Consider the following 16,349-nt stretch of genomic DNA (forward strand, 5'->3'; position numbering starts at 1 on the left):
AGGCCAGGTGGGCGGCGTCGCGGTTCGCGGACCGGCTCGAGCTGCCGCTCGAGGACCTCTTTCGGCACGCACTCACGTGCCTGGCCCCCGCGAGCGCGAGGCGTGTCCAGGCGCCAGCGCCTGGGGCTTGAGGGCGGGCGAGGGACCGGGATGCGTCCACCGAGATCGCGCTCATGATGAACGCGGAGGTCCTCGGCGTCCGCCAGCCCGCGCGACGCGTGCCCCCCCACACACAGCACCCGCGCCCACCCAAAGCGATCCGCCGAAGCCGAACGCCTCAGCCCTGCGCGTACTCGTAGAACCCGCGGCCGCTCTTTCGGCCCAACCAGCCGGCGGCGACCATCTTGCGCAGCAGGGGGCACGGGCGGTACTTAGAGTCGCCGAGGCCCTCGTGCAGAACGTTCATGATGGACAGGCAGGTGTCGAGGCCGATCAGGTCGGCCAGCGCGAGGGGCCCCATGGGGTGGTTCATGCCGAGCTTCATGACGGTGTCGATCGCTTCCTTCGTCGCGACGCCTTCCATGAGCGTGTAGCAGGCTTCGTTGATCATCGGCATGAGGATGCGGTTGGCGACGAAGCCGGGGTAGTCGTTGACCTCGACGGGGGTCTTGCCCAGGCGCTTCGAGAGATCCTCGGTGAGCGCGTACGTTTCGTCCGTGGTCGCGAGGCCGCGGATGACTTCGACGAGTTGCATCACGGGCACGGGATTCATGAAGTGCATGCCGATGACGTGGCCGGGGCGCTTCGTGACGGCGGCGATCTCGGTGATCGAGATGCTCGAGGTGTTGCTCGCCAGGATCGTTCCCGCCGGGCAGGCCGCGTCGAGTGTGGTGAAGATCTGCTTCTTGAGATCCCAGCTCTCGGTCACGGCCTCGATCACGAGCTGGCAGCCCTTCGCCGCGTCGAGCGAGGTGCTGCCGTGGATGCGCCCGACGATGCCGGCGGCCTTGTCGGCGGGCCACTCCTGCTTCTTCGCGACGCGGTCGAGGTTCTTCGCGATGGTGGCGAGCCCGCGGTCCACGAACTCGGGCTTCACGTCGATCAGTTCGACGTCGAGGCCGCTGGTCGCGAACACCTGCGCGATGCCGTTGCCCATCGTTCCGCCGCCCACGACGGCGACCTTCTTCACCGCGGCCGACGGGCCGCTCGTCCGCTGCTCGGCGAGGGTGCTCATCAGACACGCTCCACGGAAAGAGCGACGGCGTTGCCTCCGCCCAGGCACAGCGTCGCGAGCCCGGTCTTCTTGCCGCGCGCTTCGAGCGCGTAGAGCAGCGTCGTCAGGATGCGGGCGCCGCTCGCGCCGATGGGGTGGCCGAGCGCGACGGCGCCGCCGTTCACGTTGACGCGCTCCCAGTCCCAGCCGAGCGCGTCGCCGTCGGCCAGGGCCTGCGCGGCGAAGGCTTCGTTGGCTTCGATCAGGTCGAAGTGGCCGATCGCGACACCCAGCTTCTTCAGCAGCTTCTGCACGGCGTCCACGGGCGCGAAGAACAGCTCCTTCGGCTCTCCGCCGCCGGTGGCGTAGCCGGTCACGCGGGCGAGGGGCTTCGCGCCGGTCGCCTTGACGCGCGCTTCGCTCATCAGCACGAGCGCGGCGCCGCCGTCGTTGAGGCCTGGCGCGTTGCCGGCGGTGATCACCCCGTCCTTCGCCTTCGTCACCGCGCCCAGCTTCGCGAGGGCCTCGAGCGTCGTGTCGCCGCGCACGGTTTCGTCGGCCCGGACGACCAGGGGTTCGCCCTTGCGCTGCGGGATCGTGACCGGCGCCATCTCGCGGTCGAACGCGCCCGAAGCCTGCGCGGCGGCGGCCTTCCTCTGGGAGCCGAGCGCGAACTCGTCAATGCGCTGGCGCGTGAGCTTCGCCTTCTCGGCGGTGTACTGGGCCAGCTCGATCATGTGGCAGTCGTTGAATGAGCACCACAGTCCGTCCATGACGACGCCGTCCTTGAGCGTGCTGTCGCCCAGCTTCTGTCCGCTCCGCAGCGTGAACAGGTAGTGGGGCGCGGTGCTCATGCTCTCCTGCCCGCCGGCGACGATGCACTCGGCGTCGCCGGCGCGAATGGCCTGCGCGCCGAGCATCACCGCCTTGAGTCCGGAGCCGCAGACCTTGTTGATCGTCACCGCTCCGACCGCCGGGTTGATTCCGGCCTTGATCTGCGCCTGTCGCGCGGGCGCCTGGCCCTGCCCGGCCTGGACGACGTGACCCATGATCACCTCGTCCACGTCGTTGCCGCCGACCTTCGCTCGCAGCATCGCTTCGCGTATCGCGACGGCGCCGAGGTCGGAGCCCTTGAGCGGCGAAAGCGCACCGAGGAACTTGCCCGTGGGCGTGCGCGCGGCGCCCACGATGAAGACGTCGGGAGTGGCCATGAGGAACCTCTGGAAGCCGGCGGGCCGGAAGGCGCCGCGGAGGGTCGAAGCGGGCAGGTGCGGGAACCGGTGCGCATCTTACACGAGCGGGCGCGGGCGGGCACCCGGCGCGCGTGTTTCTCGGCGGCGAGCGCGTGTTCATTCTCGGCGTGCGCTCGTCGCCTTGCGCCCGCCGGAGCGCGGTGACTAGAGTACGTTCGGGCGCCATCGGTGGCACGGACGGCATCGCTCGCGACACACCGGCGCGACATCCTGGAGGTATCCATGTCCATCTGGCTTCTTGGCGTCCTGACGCTGGTGGTTGCCGTCGCCGCGTGGGGCATCGCCGTCTGGCTCGGGCGCCGTCCGGTGGCCCAGCCCAGTCCGACCGTGCCCAAGCAGGTCTACGGTGCGCGTCAGGTTTACTTCGTGGTCCTGATCGTCGGCCTCGCCGTGACCTTCGCGGTCTCGATGGCGCACCTGCCGTACCCTTCGCCCGGCGAACACGGCCAGGTGCAGCTGGATGTCACCGGCCGGATGTGGGCCTGGGACTTCGGCAGCGCCCCGCTCGCGGAGGATGGCGCCATCGAGGTTCCGGTGGACCAGGCGATCGAGTTCCGCGTCACCTCCGGCGACGTGAACCACGGCTTCGGCATCTACAGCCCCTCCGGTCACCTGCTGTCCCAGACGCAGGCCATGCCGGGATACACGAACCGCCTCCTCTACACGTTCCGGACGCCGGGGGACTACCACATCATGTGCATGGAGTACTGCGGCCTCGTGCACCACGGCATGACTTCCGTCCTTCGAGTGAGGTGAGCCGACCATGAACCCGGAACAGACCTTCGATTCCTCGCGCGGTCGCTCGGCCGTTTCGCTGTGGCTGATCACCACCTGCGTGCTGTTCGCGGTGATGGTGATCCTCGGATTCCTCATGCGCTCCGGGCAGTCCGGAGTGCTGGCGCTCGACCCGCAGTTGTTCTACGCGATCATGACGCTGCACGGACTCGGCATGGCCGGCGTGCTCTTCACCGGCGGTCTGGCGATGCTCTGGCTGCTGGTGTCGCGTTACGCGCCGCCCAGCCTGCGCGTGCTCAACACCTCGTACGTGCTGATCGTCCTCGGGGTCGTCGGCCTGGTCGTCGCGACGCTGGTCGGGCGCTTCGGTCCCGGCTGGTACCTGCTCTACCCGCTGCCGTTCGCGGCCTCCGGCTGGCCGCACTGGTCCATCGGCCTCGCGACCGCGTCGCTGATGATTCTCGGCGTGGGCTGGCTGCTGACCCAGCTCGACATCCTGCGCGTCATCGCGCGCCGCTACGGCCCCGCCGGCATGCTCGGCTGGACCCGCGCCGGCGAACCCGAGACGCCGCCGACCGTGATGATCGCGGCGGTCGTCACCGTGGCGGGCAGCCTGACCACCGTGGTCGGCGCGGCGGTGTTCTTCCTCTACCTGCTCAAGTGGTTCAACCCGTCGGTCGAGTACGACGCGCTGCTGCTCAAGAACATGGTGTTCCTGTTCGGGCACACCATCGTGAACGTGACCATGTACATGGGCGTCGCGGCCGTCTACGAGCTGCTGCCCGAGTTCACCGGACGCCCGTGGAAGAACAACCGGATCACGACGCTGTCGTGGAACGTCACGCTGCTGTTCGTGCTCACCGCCTACTTCCACCACATCTACATGGACTTCGCGCAGCCGTTCGCGCTGCAGATCGTCGGGCAGGTCACGTCGTACCTGAGCTCGGTCCCCGCGACCGCGGTCACGATCTTCGGCGTCATCGGCCAGGTGTACCGCGGCAGCAACCGCTGGAGCTTCACGCCGCTGGCGATGACCGCGGGCATCGTCGGCTGGGTCGTGGGCGGCTTCGCGGCCGTCGCGGACTCGACCATCGCGATCAACCGCGTCCTGCACAACACGCTCTGGGTCCCCGGGCACTTCCACACCTACTTCCTGGTGGGCTACGTGCTCATGCTGCTCGGCTTCGCGCATCACCTGTACCGCTCGCACGCCGAGAAGCTCGCCGCGGCCTCGCTGGGCCTGATGCTGCTGGGCGGCTACGGACTGGTGACGTCGTTCTACCTGGGCGGCGCGAACTCCGTCCCCCGGCGCTACGCGAGCTACGACATGATTCCCATGAGCTCGCTGGCGCTCACCGGCAAGCACCTCGCGCTGCTCGGGGCGATCTCGGCGCTCACGTTCCTGATCGGCGTGCTGACGTTCTACGTTTCGCTCATGAAGGGCCGGCGCGCGGCAGGTCAATGAAGCGGACCGGGCTCCGGGGCCTGCTGCCGCTGGCGTGCGTGACCGGCTGGACGGCGCTCCTCGCCGTCTGGACGTACGGCGGCACGGCGTTCACCTCGTTCTCGGCGGCGGCGGCGGCTCCCGGGCCGCTGCCGCGCGCCACACCGGAGCTGCGGCTCGTGGGCTCGGACGGGCAGCCGCGGACGCTGGCGGCTTCCTCCGGACGCTGGCGGCTCGTCAACTTCTTCTACTTGAGCTGCACCGGCGTCTGCCAGGCCAACACCGCCCGCATCGAGGGCGTGCGCGAGGAACTGGGCGACCTCGTGGGCCCGCGGCTCGAGATCGTCAGCGTGAGCGTGGACTCGGACCCGCCCGAGCGGCTCGCCGAGTTGCGGCGGCTCTACGGCGATCCTCCCGGCTGGACGTTCGCCTCGCTCGCCGATCCCGACGCCGCGCGCACCTACGAGCGCTTCGGCGTGCTGGTCGTTCGGCGTCCCGACGGCCTCGTCAATCACGGCACCGACCTCTACCTGCTCGACCCGGACTCGCGCCTGGTCCGGATCTTCGGCGCCGGCGACGCTCGATCCATCGCGGCGCGGATCCGCGACGCCCTCCGATGATCCTCGCGCTCGCCTGGCTGCTGGTCACCGGCGCGCTGCTCGCGCCGCCGCTGGATCCCTACCTCGACGGCGTCATGGTGCGCGTCGTCCTGATCCAGGTGCCGCTGCTGCTCGTGCTCGGCGCGCTGGTGGGACGGCGGACGCCTGACGCGGCGGCGCGCCGCTGGGACCCGGCGGGTTTCACCGGGCTCGCCTTCGCGGCCGGCGCGCTCGTCTTCTGGATGCTGCCGCGCTCGCTCGATGAAGCGGCGCGAAGCGAAGTCATGGACCAGCTCCGGCATCTGTCGCTGCTGGCGGCCGGCTTCGGACTCGGGGCCGGCTGGCGGCGGCTTCCGTTCGCGGCCCGGGGCGGCGCCTCGATCCTCACCGTCGCGATGCTCGGAGCGATGGGAGTCTTCTACTCCCGCTACGACGCGCTCGTGTGCGGCTGGTTCACGCTCGCCCAGCAACGCGAGGCCGGCGCCGCGATGCTGCGCGCGAGCGGACTGGCGCTGGTCGCGTTCGCGGCCCTGCTCGTCCTGACCCTGGCGCGCGAACATCGCGAGCAGCGCCGCGCTCTGGCGGCGGATTCATCGTCCTGATTCGCGAGCGCGCACGGCGGTCGCAACGCCGTGCGCCGACGGTCGAATCGCCGACGCGAGCGACGCGCGGCGTCGCGCTCGCGCCCTATGCCGCACCCTGGGCGTGCGGGCGCGCGGGATCAGCCGCGGAATCGGGGTCGAACGCGTGCCGCGAGCGCAGCTCGTCCACGAGGGCGCGCGCGTCGTGCTCGCTCAGCGAGCGCGCGAAGCGCACGACGTGTCCGCCGGATTCGAAGCGCGCGCCGCTGGCTCCCTGCCCCGACACGTCGAGGCCGAACGCGATCACCGGCGGGATCCCGCGCCCGAACGGACGCAGGCGACGGATGGAGGCGAGCGGCCAGCGCCGCGTGCGCCACAGGCCGAGGATGCCGAGCCGGATGACGAGGTCGTCGCCCTCGATCGAAATGCGCTCACGGCCCACCAGCAGCCAGACCATGTAGGCCATCACGCCTCCGCCGGCGGCGAGCCACAGCACGAGCCAGGCGAACAGGAACAGGCGGTCGGCGGCGAACGGCCCGGGCAGAAGCAACTGCTGGATCATGAAGGCGACGCCGAAGGCCCATCCCACGAGCCACAGCGACAGCACGCCGACGGTGACCGGCCGCCGCAGCGACGGCAGGTCGGCGACGCGCCCGCCACCCTGGAGGGCGGGCGTCACGGAGCTGGACGAGGAGGAGGTGTGCATGGGAAGGGCTCCCGCGCGGCGGGAGCGTCCGGGTTATCGGCCGCACCCGCAGGATAGAACAGCGGCGGTCGCGGCACAGCGCGAGGGCCCCGGCGCCGGATCGGGGCGCGCGTGTTCTCGAGGAGGATTTGCGCCGGCCTGACCCCGCCGGCTTCAGCGCGGCCGGACGATCGCGATGCTGGCCGTGTGTCCGTGCAGGAAGTTGCGGCCGCCGATCGGACCGACCTCGCCGGCGCAGAACATGCCCGCGGCGGGAACGCCGCCGAGCGCGGCCTGGAGCGTCGCGATGTCGCGGTCGGGCTCGCCGTACAGCGCGCGACCGCGGCCGTTGCACGCGAACAGCAGGGCCGCGGCGGCGCGGCTGTCGAACGTTTGCGGCGAGAGCAGCATGCCGAGATCGGCCGCGGCGGCGTCCGCGTCGCGCACGTGCAGGCGAATCTTCTCGCCCGCTCCGATCCGGTCGCCGACCGCGATCGCGCCCTTTTCCCGGTCGGCTCCGAGCAGGTTGCGGATCAGCCACCCGCCGCGCCCGCTGGCGTCGCCGTGCGCGGGCCGGCCGACGTAGAGCCCCTGCCGGAGCCTCGCCTGCCCGTCCTCCGGCAGATCGCCCAGCACCCGCGCGATGCGGGCGAGCGCCGGTTGTCCGTCGAGCTCGAGGATCAGGAGGTCGCGCGCGCGGGTCACTTCGAGCACCGGACCCACGGGCTCGCAGCCCTGCGAAACGACGACGTCCGCGCGCAGCGCACCGTGCAGCGCGATCATGAAACCGCCCTCGGGCGAAGCCCAGTCGTTCAGGAACGACCAGTTGCCGCCGGGTCGCGCCGACGCGCTGGCGAAGCCGCCGACCATGCGGACGTCCGGCGCGAAGCGGTTGACGAGCGCCAGCACCCGCTCGCCATCGAGCGAGAACGGATCGGCGGCGAACAGCGCCAGCTCGGCGCCGCGCAGTCGCGGCGCCAGCCGATCGAACGCCGCCGCGTCGGCCACCTCGTCGCTCCACGCCTCCTGCACGAGCAGCAGCGGACGCACCTCGACGCCCGGAAGTCTCGCGGCGATGACCGAGAGCGCGGCGCCCTGCTCGTGCTCGTGAGCGGACGAAACGATCCCGCGCGCCGGGACGCCGGCGAGCGTGGCCGGCGCCAGCGCGCGCCGCAGCACCGCGGCGATGCGTTCGGCGGCCGCGGCGAGTGGCGCCGAGTAGAATGCGAGCGCGAGATCCACCGGACCCGGCCCGAGGGCGCCGGCGAGTTCGAAGGCGACGGACTCGGCGGCCTCCGCCGCGTCGTGCGACAGCACGTGCGCGCTCGCCCAGCGCATGCGCGCGTCCTCCCGCACGTCAGACGTCGCGGAGGATCTCGCGGGCGATCACCATGCGCTGGATCTCGCTCGTGCCCTCGCCGATCTCCATGAGCTTGACGTCGCGGTGCATCCGCTCGACCGGCAGGTCGCGGCAGTAGCCCATGCCGCCGTGGATCTGGATCGCCTTGTCGGTCACCCAATTGCCGATCTCGCTGGCGAACAGCTTCGCCATGGAGGCCTCCTTGCCGAACTCGCGGCCGGCGTCGCGCAGCATCGCCGCGTGGTAGACGAGGTGGCGCGCGGCTTCGATCTTGACCGCCATGTCGGCGAGCATGAACTGCACGGCCTGGAAGTTCGCGATCGGCTGCCCGAACTGGTGGCGCACCTTCGCGTACTTGAGCGAGTGCTCGTACGCCCCCTGCGCGCAGCCGAGGGCCAGCGCGCCGATCGAGATGCGGCCGCCCATCAGGGTGCGCATGAACGCCTTGAAGCCGCCGGTGGGCTCACCGAGCATCTGGTCGGCGGGAATCAGGCAGTCCTCGAACACGATCTCGACGGTGTCCGAGCCGCGCAGTCCCATCTTCTTCTCCTTCTTGCCGACTCGGAACCCCGGGGTCGCCGTGTCCATGATGAACGCCGAGATGCCGTTCGCGCCCTGGCTCGCGTCGGTGACCGCGGTCAGCGTCACGTACTTCGCGTAGCTCGCGTTCGTGATGTAGATCTTCGAGCCGTTCACGCGCCAGCCGCCGGCGACCTTCGCCGCCCGCGTCTGGGTGCCGGCGGCGTCCGAGCCGGCGTTCGGCTCGGTGAGCCCGAACGCGCCGATCGCCTCGCCCTTCGCCATCGGCACGAGGAAGCGCAGCTTCTGCTCCTCGGTGCCCGCGCCGTAGACCGGACCGCAGCCGAGCGAAACGTGCGCCGCGAGCGTGATGGCGGTGGACGCGCACACGCGCGCGACCTCCTCGACCGCGATCGCGTACGACAGCGTGTCCATGCCCGCGCCGCCGTATTTCTCGGGGTACGGCAGACCCATCAGGCCCAGATCGCCCATCTGTTTCACGGTGTCGAGCGGGAACTCCTCGTGCTCATCCAGGTCCCGCGCGCGCGGAGCGACGATCTCCTCGGCGAAGCGGCGCACCATGTCGCGAACCTGGTGGTGTTCTTCCTTCAGCATCAGCATGCGGACGGACTCCCTGAGGGTGGATGCGGAGGGCACGCCGGGGCAGCCTGCCGGAGACGACGCGGCGAGGGAAGGGCCGGCGTGGAGCGCCGGGAACTGTACCGGAAAGCCGGCCGGCGCGTCAGCGCGTGAGCGAATCCATTTGCGCGGCGCCGGCCGTCGCCTTCGCCGATTGCTCGAGCGCCCTGCCCACCGTCGCGGCGCCGGGAATCGGCTCGGTCGCGAGAACGCTGTCGCGCTGGTGCTCGGTGAGCGCCGCCTTCGCCGGCTTCTGCGCCGGCGCGCAACCCGCGAGCAGGGCGAGCAGGGCGATCGCGAACGACACGGGAACGCGGTCTCTCATGGAAGGTCCTCCTCGTGCAGGCAGCGCTTCAGCGGGCGCTCTCGGCCCGCAGCGCCGGCGACAGGTCGCAGCGGACGTCCACGGGGAAATCGCCTGCGCGGTGATGGAGCAGGTCCAGCGCGAGCAGCGCCGTCGCGCGGCCCGCGTCCCGCCAGGGAAAGCGAAAACCCTCGGCCGTGTTGCGCAGGACTCCTGCCGGCGTGACGCTCTGCGGGAAGACGATCGCCGCGTGTTCCGGCATCGCGCGCGCGCCGGCGGCGATCGCCTCGGGAGAGAGCACGAGCAGCGCGACCGTCATGCCGCGCGAGGCCCTCAGGTGCGGGTCCACGAAGCGCTCGTACTTGCCGGTGTAGCGGTTCCTGCGTTTCGCGCTGAAGGGCGGCGGCGCGCGGACCACGACCTGCAGGGTCCACGCGTCGGCCGCCTCGGGGTCGTCCTCGCGCGCGAACCCATCGGGCCGGGTGCCGGCCGGCCGCCATGCGCCGTCCCGCTCGCGCTGTTCGACCGCGAGCGTGCCGGCCGAGATCGCCTCGTCGAAGCCCGCCATGAAGCCCGCCCGGATCGTGGAGTCCGCCGGAACCCCTTCGACGGAGACGACGCGAAGGGGTCGCGGGCCCTGCGGTCCCGACTCGGCCGCGAGCGGCGTACCCGCCAGGGCGGCGGCCGCCAGCAGTTCGATGATCATGACCGGAATCCTCCACTTTGCCGCACCGACTCTCGCCGTTCGGGCGCCGCCCGACAAGTCCTTCGCGCGGCGGTCATCGCCCCCGGCTCATGCGGGCCCGCGAATCACTCCCGCGCCTGCGGCTTCGCCGGCGGCGAAACGAGGTCGACGGCCGGCAGGTCGCAGAGCTCGCCAATCTCGCGCAGCGTCACCTGCGCGGGCGGAATCCGCGAGAGCCGCGACTGCTCCTCGGCGTAGTGGCCCTGACGGACGAGCACGGTTGTGACCCGATCGCCCCAGCGCCGCCGGATGCCGTCGAGGACCTCGAGCTTGTCTTCGACCATCACGTAGTGGCGCGCCGGATAGCGCCGCTCGACGTCCTGCAGCATGCGCTGCTTGTGGACGTAGATCAGCACCTGGTCCTGCACGGCCGCGGCGATGCCGGAGTTGCGGATCTTGCGGGGCTGAAGCACGGCGTCGCCGTCGGAGACCACCACGCAGGGCCCTGAACGCGACAGGTGCCGGATGGCCTCCAGCGCCCGCGGGAAGAGCCGCGCGGCGAAGTCGTAGTCGAGCAGGAACTCGGCCAGTTCCTGCGCGCGCACGGCGTCGTCGCATTCGAGCCGGAACACCTGGATCGCGCCGAGCAGGTCGGCGTAGCCCAGCCGGCCGCGCAGATCCTCGTAGGTGCTCCAGAACTTCGCCGCCCCCTCGGGGCCGAACCCGGCGGCAACGCGCCGGTCCAGGTCGTACTTGATCCGATCGTTGTCGAGCAGCGTGTTGTCCACATCGAACAGGAAGACGACCGGCGCCTCGCGGCTCATGCGCCGGCCTTCGGCGCCGGGGCCGGCTCCGGATCGTTCCAGCCGCCGAAGCCGGCGGTCAGCGCGTCCGCCGCTTCCGGTCCCCAGCTTCCGGCCGCGTAGCGCTGCACCGGCACACGGTCCCCCAGCACGGGATCGAGAACGCGCCAGGCCTCCTCGACGCAGTCGTCGCGAGTGAACAGCACCGAGTCGCCCTCGAGCGCGTCGCCGAGCAGCCGCTCGTAGGGCGCCATCGCCGTGCGCACGTGCCGGTGCGCCACCAGCTCGACCTCGCGCCCCAGCATCTCCTCCCCCGGCAGCTTGACGCGCGCGCCGATCGAGATGGCGACGTCGGGGTTGAACCGGAACCGGAAATGGTTCACCGCCGAATCCGGCAGATCGTCGAACACCTGCTGCGGGGGGTTCTTCAGGCGCACCAGCACCTCGGTGCACTTGAGCGGCAGGCGCTTGCCGACGCGGATGAAGAACGGCACACCGGCCCAGCGCCAGGTGTCCATGTGCACGCGCAGGGCGGCGTAGGTCTCGACTTTCGAGTCCGCGGCGACTCCCGGCTCCGCGAGATAGCCCTCGAACTGCCCGCGCACGACGTCGGCCGGCTCCAGCGGCCGCATGGAGCGGAACAGCCGCAGCTTCTCGTCGCGCATGGCGTCGGCGCTGCGGTTGGCGGGCGGGTCCATGGCCAGCAGGGCGAGGACCTGGAACATGTGGTTCTGCACCACGTCGCGGATGGCCCCGACTTCGTCGTAGAACCTGCCGCGGCCCTGCACGCCGAAGTCCTCGGCCATGGTGATCTGCACGCTGGCGACGTGATCGCGGTTCCAGAGCGGCTCGAGCAGCGCGTTCGCGAACCGGAAGTAGAGCAGGTTCTGCACCGGCTCCTTTCCGAGGTAGTGGTCAATGCGGAAGATGTCCCGCTCCTGGAAATAGCGGTGCAGCGTCCGGTTGAGCGCCTTCGCGGACTTGAGGTCGCGGCCGAAGGGCTTCTCCACGATCACGCGCGCGCCCTGGGAGCAGCCGGCCGAGGCCAGCCCTTCGACGACCGGCACGAACAGGCTGGGCGGGATGGCCAGGTAGTGGAGCGGGCGGCGGGCCTCGCCCAGCGCCTGGCGAAGCCGGGCGAACGTCGCGGCGTCGTTGTAGTCGCCATCAATGTAGCGAAGCTGCCGGGACAGCTTCTCGAACGCGCGCTCGTCCACGCCGCCGTGCTCGGCGAGGCTGGCGCGGGCCCGTTCGCGAAGCTGGTCCACGTTCCAGCCCGAGCAGGCGATGCCGATCACCGGCACCTCGAGCTTGCCGTCCCTGACGAGCTCCTGCAGCGCCGGAAAGATCTGCTTGTAGGCGAGGTCGCCGGTGGCGCCGAAGAACACGAATGCGTCCGATTGCCCTGCCGACATGACCCTCGATCCTGGTGAAGGGTGGCGTTCGCGGCCCCCGGGCCGCGTGCCGCGGCGCGTCGCGCACCCGTGACGCGCGGACGTTACACCAAGCGCGCCATCCGGGTCGGCGCGCACGCCCGGGCCGCCGTCGCGACCGCGGCCCGGCTTCCGGGAGGTTCCGCGAGCGACCCGGAAACCGCGGCCGGTCGCCGGGGTGGTACGGCGGCCCGGAGGGTGAGTGTTCGCCCCGGGGCGAAGCTTCGTTTCCCCATCGTGAGCCGCCTCGCGCGCATGGGACGCGGGCGCGGCCGGAAAGGAGCCATCGTGAGACTCGTGAACAGGTGCGCCAGCACCTTCGCGTTCGTCGCCTGCCTCGCCGTCGCCGGCGCGGGCACCCCATCGTGGACGCACGCCCAGGGCTTTTCCATCAAGCGAGGAACCATCGGCGGCGGCGGCGCCACGGGCAGCTCGGGCGGGGCGTTCTCCCTCTCGGGCACCATCGGTCAGCCGGAGGCGGGCGCTCTCACCGGCGGGCCGTACACCGTGCACGGCGGGTGCTGGGTGACCTCGGCGACGACCGCGCTCGGCGTTCCCGATCCACCCGCCGTCCTGCAGCCCGACCTGCTGTCGGCGCCGCGGCCCAATCCATTCGGTACCAGCACCGAGGTGGCCTTCGCGCTCGCCCGCCCGGGCCACGCGCGACTCGAGGTCTATGACCTCGCCGGCCAGCGCGTGCGCTCGTTCATGAACGGCGCTCAGGCGGCGGGAACCTTCCGGGTGAACTGGAACGGCGACGGAGACGACGGGCGGCACCTCGCGGCCGGCGTCTACTTCTTCCGACTCGAAACCGACGTTCGGCGCACTTCACGTCGCGTCGTGTTACTTCACTGACGACGCATCCGGCGGCGCACATCCGCCCGCACCCGATCCAGGAGACCTCTTCCATGCGCATTCGACCTCTGGCCATTCTGCTCGCCGCCCTCGCCCTCCCGGGTTTTCCCGGAGCCGCCGGCGCGGCGCCCATGGGCTCCGCCATCACCTACCAGGGCGAGCTGCAGCTGAACGGCATCGCGGTAACCGGCAGCTACGACTTCGTCTTCACGCTCTACAACGCGGCGGCCGGGCCCGGCGCGGTCGGAACGCCGATCACGGTGCTGAACCAGCAGGTCGTGAGCGGACTGTTCACCGACTCCCTCGATTTCGGGGCGGCCGTGTTCGACGGCAGCAAGGTCTGGCTCGACATTCAGGTGCGTTCGGCCGGCTCGGGCGCCTACACGACCCTCACGCCCCGCCAACCCATCCTGGCCGTGCCCTACGCGCTTCGCGCGCTGAACGGCGGAGGGAGCAGCCCGTGGGCGGACGACGGCCATCAGAACATCACCTACAACGGCAACGTCGGAAGCACCGGTAACACGTATTACCCCGCCACCGGCAAGGGCGTGTTCCTGCAGGGCGGCTGGCCGGACCGCGCGTTCGTCTACGGCTACGACTACACCACCGACAAGGCGCTGCCGCTCTACCTGAACGCCCAGGGCACCACGCAGACGGTCGTGATCGGCAACATTCAGACCCTTCCCACGAACGCGGCGCGGCTCGAGGTTGCCAGCGCCCGCTACGGCATCCGTAGCCATGGCGAGGGCCACGCTGCCTATCCGGACGCGGCGGCGGTCTACGCCATCGGCGAGGTCGGCGCCGGCCCGCTGGGCCGCGGAGCGTTCGGCGTCTACGCCACGAGCAACGCGAACGACGGCGTTTACGGACAGAGCTCCGGCGCCGGATACTCCGGGGTCACGGGCCTCTCGACCTCGGCGAGCGGGCAGGGCGGTTACTTCCGCAACGATGGCGGCGGGGCGGCGCTGTTCGCAGACGGGCTCGCCAAGGTGCGGGTGCTCCAGATCCTGGGCGCCGATCTCGCCGAGAGCTTCCCGGTGCGCGAAGCGAACGTCGAGCCCGGCACCGTGCTGATGATGGACGAGCGCGAGCCGGGCCGGCTGCGCGTGGCCGACGAGCCGTGCTCGCGGCGGGTGGCCGGCGTCGTGAGCGGGGCCAACGGCCTCGACCCCGCCGTGGTGTTCAAGGGCAAGTCGTTCGACGAGCCCGCGCATGAGGCGGTCGCCCTGACCGGTCGCGTGTGGGTGAAGTGCGACGCGGACTTCGGCGCCATCGTCCCGGGAGACCTGCTCACCACCTCATCGCATGCCGGCTTCGCCATGCGCGTGGCCGACGGCGCCCGCGCCGACGGCGCCGTGCTCGGCAAGGCAATGAGCGCGCTGGAGACGGGGACCGGCTACGTGCTGGTTCTCGTGGGGCTGCGATGAGGGGCACCGCACGGGCAACGCTCGCCACCTTCGCCGCGATCGCCCTCGCGTTCGCCGCCCTGCCGCGGACCGCGGCGGCGATCAACGCCGACCCACGTCCGGCGCAGTTCGTCCAGCCCGACGGCAGCCGGATCACCCTTTACCTGCGCGGCGACGAGTGGCTGCACTGGCAGGAGGACGCACAGGGATATCCGGTCGTGCAGGTGAATGGGGAGTGGCGCTACGCCCGCCAGGGCGGAAGCGGCGAGCTGGTCGCGACCGACGCGGCGGTCGGCCGCTCCGACCCACGGGCACTCGGTCTCGCGAAGGGGGGGCCCCGACCGGGCCCCGAGGCGCGCGCGCAACGGCTCGCGCGCACGAACCTGTCACGTACGCGCCCGGCACCCGCGGCGACCACGCCCATCGGCGTGGTGAAGAATCTCGTGATCCTGTGCCTGTTCTCCGATCAGACCGTGGAAAACAGCGGGCGCGCGCCTTCGGCCTACGATTCGCTCTTCAACCAGGTGGGCTCGACGGGCTTCAACGCTCAGAGCGGCAGCGTGCGCGACTATTACTCGCAGGCGTCGTACGGACTGCTCACGCTTCAGAGCACGGTACTCGCCTGGGTGACGCTGCCGCACGAACAAGCGTGGTACGCCAACGGTGGCTACGGGTTCCCGAATGCGGCCAATCCGTATCCGAACAACGCGGCGGGCATGGTGCACGACGCCCTCGCGCTGGTGGACGGGGTGGTGAACTTCGCCGACTTCGATCAGAACAACGACGGTTACGTGGACGCCATAGACTTCATCCACTCCGGCTATGGTGGCGAAGTGAATGGCAACGGCAACGGCACGATCTGGTCGCACAAGGGCAACCTGAACAACACCTTTGGCGGTGGCGAGTGGTCGAGCGCCGACCGGAACGCGAACAACGTCAACGTCAAGGTGGACCTGTATCACACCGAGCCGGCGCGCTGGGGCACGAGCGGGCCGGACCTAGTGCGGCTCGGGGTGATCGCGCACGAGACCGGGCACTTCTTCGGCCTGCCCGATCTGTACGACTCGGACTACACCAGCTGGGGCATCGGCAACTACTGTCTGATGGCGAACTCATGGGGCTGGGACCAGAGCCAGCTGTATCCGCCGCTGCCTTCCGCCTGGTGCCGCATCCAGCTCGGCTGGGTCGTGCCGGGCGGGCTCAATACTGCGGGCACCTTCGCGCTGCAGCCGGTCGAGCATTCGCCCAGTATCCTGCGCGTGGACCTGCAGATGCCCGGCAACGAGTACCTGCTGATCGAGAACCGACAGCCGGAGGGTTACGACCAGCAGATTCCGCCGGGCGGGGCCGGGCTCGCCATCTGGCATATTGACGAGAATGTCGGCAGCAACGACAACGAGGGGTATCCCGGCCAGAGCGGCTGGCCCACGAACGGCAATCACTTCCATGTCGCGCTGCTGCAGGCCGACGGCGACTACGACCTCGAGAAGAAGGTCAACAAGGGCGACGCGGGCGACCTGTGGCACGACGTGGCCGGAATCGCGCTGGACCAGGCTACGGTGCCGTCCACGAACAGCTACTCGGGAAGCTTCGAACCCAGCGGTAACGAACTCGCCGTCGTCAGCAAGATCAACCCCGCCGACAGCAGCATGACGGTCCATTACAGGCCCGCCGCATGGGTGGACTTCAGCTACGGCGGTCCCCAGAACGGTAGCTTCGAACAGCCGTGGTCGTCCCTGGGCAACGCGATGGCGCTGACGCCCGCCGACTGGGCGGTAATCTGCAAGGGAGGCATCACCGGGGAGCGCCCGACGCTGAACAAGGCGATGATGCTCAAGAGCTATCCGACGCCCGTGCTGATCGGCCCGTGATGCGGCGGCGTGGCGCCCTCCGCG

The 16,349-nt window shown here is 70.5% G+C and carries 16 protein-coding genes; 7 read left to right on the forward strand and 9 right to left on the reverse strand.

All coding sequences use genetic code 11. The annotated features are described in order from the left end of the window. Positions 1–277 precede the first annotated feature (277 nt). Together IT347_03285 and IT347_03290 are read right to left on the reverse strand one after the other, a co-directional pair. Entirely contained in the window at positions 278–1,174 is an 897-nt protein-coding gene (locus IT347_03285; GenBank protein ID MCC6348599.1) for a 3-hydroxybutyryl-CoA dehydrogenase, read from the reverse strand. Continuing rightward, complete coding sequence (locus IT347_03290; GenBank protein MCC6348600.1) at positions 1,174–2,364, reverse strand: acetyl-CoA C-acyltransferase; 1,191 nt, start codon at positions 2,362–2,364, stop codon at positions 1,174–1,176. Before IT347_03290 ends, IT347_03285 begins: the two co-directional genes overlap by 1 nt. A 450-nt stretch (positions 2,365–2,814) precedes the next feature. Here IT347_03290 and IT347_03295 point away from each other — a divergent pair, with 450 nt between their 5' ends. The 4 genes from IT347_03295 to IT347_03310 are packed head-to-tail and all read left to right on the forward strand — an operon-like array spanning position 2,815 to position 5,786. Continuing rightward, positions 2,815–3,162 carry a hypothetical protein gene (locus IT347_03295; protein MCC6348601.1) on the forward strand — a complete coding sequence of 116 codons (348 nt, stop codon included), beginning with the start codon at positions 2,815–2,817 and terminating at the stop codon, positions 3,160–3,162. 7 nt (positions 3,163–3,169) lie between these two features. After that, the gene (locus IT347_03300) at positions 3,170–4,606 is read left to right on the forward strand and encodes a cbb3-type cytochrome c oxidase subunit I (protein MCC6348602.1); all 1,437 of its coding nucleotides are present in this window, start codon (positions 3,170–3,172) and stop codon (positions 4,604–4,606) included. Next, the gene (locus tag IT347_03305; protein MCC6348603.1) at positions 4,603–5,205 is read left to right on the forward strand and encodes an SCO family protein; all 603 of its coding nucleotides are present in this window, start codon (positions 4,603–4,605) and stop codon (positions 5,203–5,205) included. Before IT347_03300 ends, IT347_03305 begins: the two co-directional genes overlap by 4 nt. Further along, positions 5,202–5,786: a hypothetical protein gene (locus IT347_03310; protein ID MCC6348604.1), complete on the forward strand. Its 585-nt coding sequence runs from the start codon at positions 5,202–5,204 to the stop codon at positions 5,784–5,786. The genes IT347_03305 and IT347_03310 overlap by 4 nt, the downstream gene beginning before the upstream one ends. Before the next feature lie 85 nt (positions 5,787–5,871). Here IT347_03310 and IT347_03315 read toward each other — a convergent pair whose 3' ends face one another. The 7 genes from IT347_03315 to zwf all read right to left on the reverse strand — a co-directional run bounded on the left by IT347_03315 (position 5,872) and on the right by zwf (position 12,175). Beyond that, positions 5,872–6,471 (reverse strand): hypothetical protein, encoded by a 600-nt coding sequence (locus tag IT347_03315; protein ID MCC6348605.1) that lies wholly within the window; start codon positions 6,469–6,471, stop codon positions 5,872–5,874. 153 nt (positions 6,472–6,624) lie between these two features. Continuing rightward, positions 6,625–7,788 (reverse strand): FIST C-terminal domain-containing protein, encoded by a 1,164-nt coding sequence (locus tag IT347_03320; GenBank protein MCC6348606.1) that lies wholly within the window; start codon positions 7,786–7,788, stop codon positions 6,625–6,627. Positions 7,789–7,807: 19 nt separating this feature from the next. Then, the gene (locus tag IT347_03325; GenBank protein ID MCC6348607.1) at positions 7,808–8,950 is read right to left on the reverse strand and encodes an acyl-CoA dehydrogenase family protein; all 1,143 of its coding nucleotides are present in this window, start codon (positions 8,948–8,950) and stop codon (positions 7,808–7,810) included. A gap of 121 nt (positions 8,951–9,071) precedes the next feature. Further along, a complete protein-coding gene (locus tag IT347_03330) occupies positions 9,072–9,293 on the reverse strand; it encodes a hypothetical protein (protein ID MCC6348608.1) in 222 nt (73 codons plus the stop codon). A gap of 28 nt (positions 9,294–9,321) precedes the next feature. After that, positions 9,322–9,978: a hypothetical protein gene (locus tag IT347_03335; GenBank protein ID MCC6348609.1), complete on the reverse strand. Its 657-nt coding sequence runs from the start codon at positions 9,976–9,978 to the stop codon at positions 9,322–9,324. Between the two features lie 104 nt (positions 9,979–10,082). Beyond that, positions 10,083–10,781, reverse strand: coding sequence for an HAD family hydrolase (locus tag IT347_03340; GenBank protein ID MCC6348610.1), 699 nt, complete (start codon positions 10,779–10,781; stop codon positions 10,083–10,085). After that, positions 10,778–12,175 carry a glucose-6-phosphate dehydrogenase gene (gene zwf / locus IT347_03345; protein MCC6348611.1) on the reverse strand — a complete coding sequence of 466 codons (1,398 nt, stop codon included), beginning with the start codon at positions 12,173–12,175 and terminating at the stop codon, positions 10,778–10,780. Before zwf ends, IT347_03340 begins: the two co-directional genes overlap by 4 nt. 306 nt (positions 12,176–12,481) lie before the next feature. Between zwf and IT347_03350 the strand changes: the two genes are divergently transcribed. From IT347_03350 to IT347_03360, 3 genes are read left to right on the forward strand one after another with little or no spacing between them, the layout of a single operon-like run. Beyond that, on the forward strand, positions 12,482–13,048 hold the full coding sequence (locus IT347_03350; protein ID MCC6348612.1) for a T9SS type A sorting domain-containing protein: 567 nt from the start codon (positions 12,482–12,484) through the stop codon (positions 13,046–13,048). A gap of 53 nt (positions 13,049–13,101) precedes the next feature. Continuing rightward, the gene (locus IT347_03355; protein MCC6348613.1) at positions 13,102–14,475 is read left to right on the forward strand and encodes a hypothetical protein; all 1,374 of its coding nucleotides are present in this window, start codon (positions 13,102–13,104) and stop codon (positions 14,473–14,475) included. Then, positions 14,472–16,325 carry a M6 family metalloprotease domain-containing protein gene (locus tag IT347_03360; protein MCC6348614.1) on the forward strand — a complete coding sequence of 618 codons (1,854 nt, stop codon included), beginning with the start codon at positions 14,472–14,474 and terminating at the stop codon, positions 16,323–16,325. The genes IT347_03355 and IT347_03360 overlap by 4 nt, the downstream gene beginning before the upstream one ends. The last annotated feature ends 24 nt before the right edge of the window (positions 16,326–16,349 follow it).

Source organism: Candidatus Eisenbacteria bacterium (genome assembly GCA_020847735.1).
GTDB lineage: Bacteria > Eisenbacteria > RBG-16-71-46 > RBG-16-71-46 > RBG-16-71-46 > CAIXRL01.

Excerpts from the sequence above, each read along its gene's own strand:
- IT347_03285 (MCC6348599.1), bottom strand. The coding sequence starts at position 1,174 with ATGAGCACCCTCGCCGAGCAGCGGACGAGCGGCCCGTCGGCCGCGGTG.
- IT347_03290 (MCC6348600.1), bottom strand. The coding sequence starts at position 2,364 with ATGGCCACTCCCGACGTCTTCATCGTGGGCGCCGCGCGCACGCCCACG.
- IT347_03295 (MCC6348601.1), top strand. The coding sequence starts at position 2,815 with ATGGCGCACCTGCCGTACCCTTCGCCCGGCGAACACGGCCAGGTGCAG.
- IT347_03300 (MCC6348602.1), top strand. The coding sequence starts at position 3,170 with ATGAACCCGGAACAGACCTTCGATTCCTCGCGCGGTCGCTCGGCCGTT.
- IT347_03305 (MCC6348603.1), top strand. The coding sequence starts at position 4,603 with ATGAAGCGGACCGGGCTCCGGGGCCTGCTGCCGCTGGCGTGCGTGACC.
- IT347_03310 (MCC6348604.1), top strand. The coding sequence starts at position 5,202 with ATGATCCTCGCGCTCGCCTGGCTGCTGGTCACCGGCGCGCTGCTCGCG.
- IT347_03315 (MCC6348605.1), bottom strand. The coding sequence starts at position 6,471 with ATGCACACCTCCTCCTCGTCCAGCTCCGTGACGCCCGCCCTCCAGGGT.
- IT347_03320 (MCC6348606.1), bottom strand. The coding sequence starts at position 7,788 with ATGCGCTGGGCGAGCGCGCACGTGCTGTCGCACGACGCGGCGGAGGCC.
- IT347_03325 (MCC6348607.1), bottom strand. The coding sequence starts at position 8,950 with ATGCTGATGCTGAAGGAAGAACACCACCAGGTTCGCGACATGGTGCGC.
- IT347_03330 (MCC6348608.1), bottom strand. The coding sequence starts at position 9,293 with ATGAGAGACCGCGTTCCCGTGTCGTTCGCGATCGCCCTGCTCGCCCTG.
- IT347_03335 (MCC6348609.1), bottom strand. The coding sequence starts at position 9,978 with ATGATCATCGAACTGCTGGCGGCCGCCGCCCTGGCGGGTACGCCGCTC.
- IT347_03340 (MCC6348610.1), bottom strand. The coding sequence starts at position 10,781 with ATGAGCCGCGAGGCGCCGGTCGTCTTCCTGTTCGATGTGGACAACACG.
- zwf (MCC6348611.1), bottom strand. The coding sequence starts at position 12,175 with ATGTCGGCAGGGCAATCGGACGCATTCGTGTTCTTCGGCGCCACCGGC.
- IT347_03355 (MCC6348613.1), top strand. The coding sequence starts at position 13,102 with ATGCGCATTCGACCTCTGGCCATTCTGCTCGCCGCCCTCGCCCTCCCG.
- IT347_03360 (MCC6348614.1), top strand. The coding sequence starts at position 14,472 with ATGAGGGGCACCGCACGGGCAACGCTCGCCACCTTCGCCGCGATCGCC.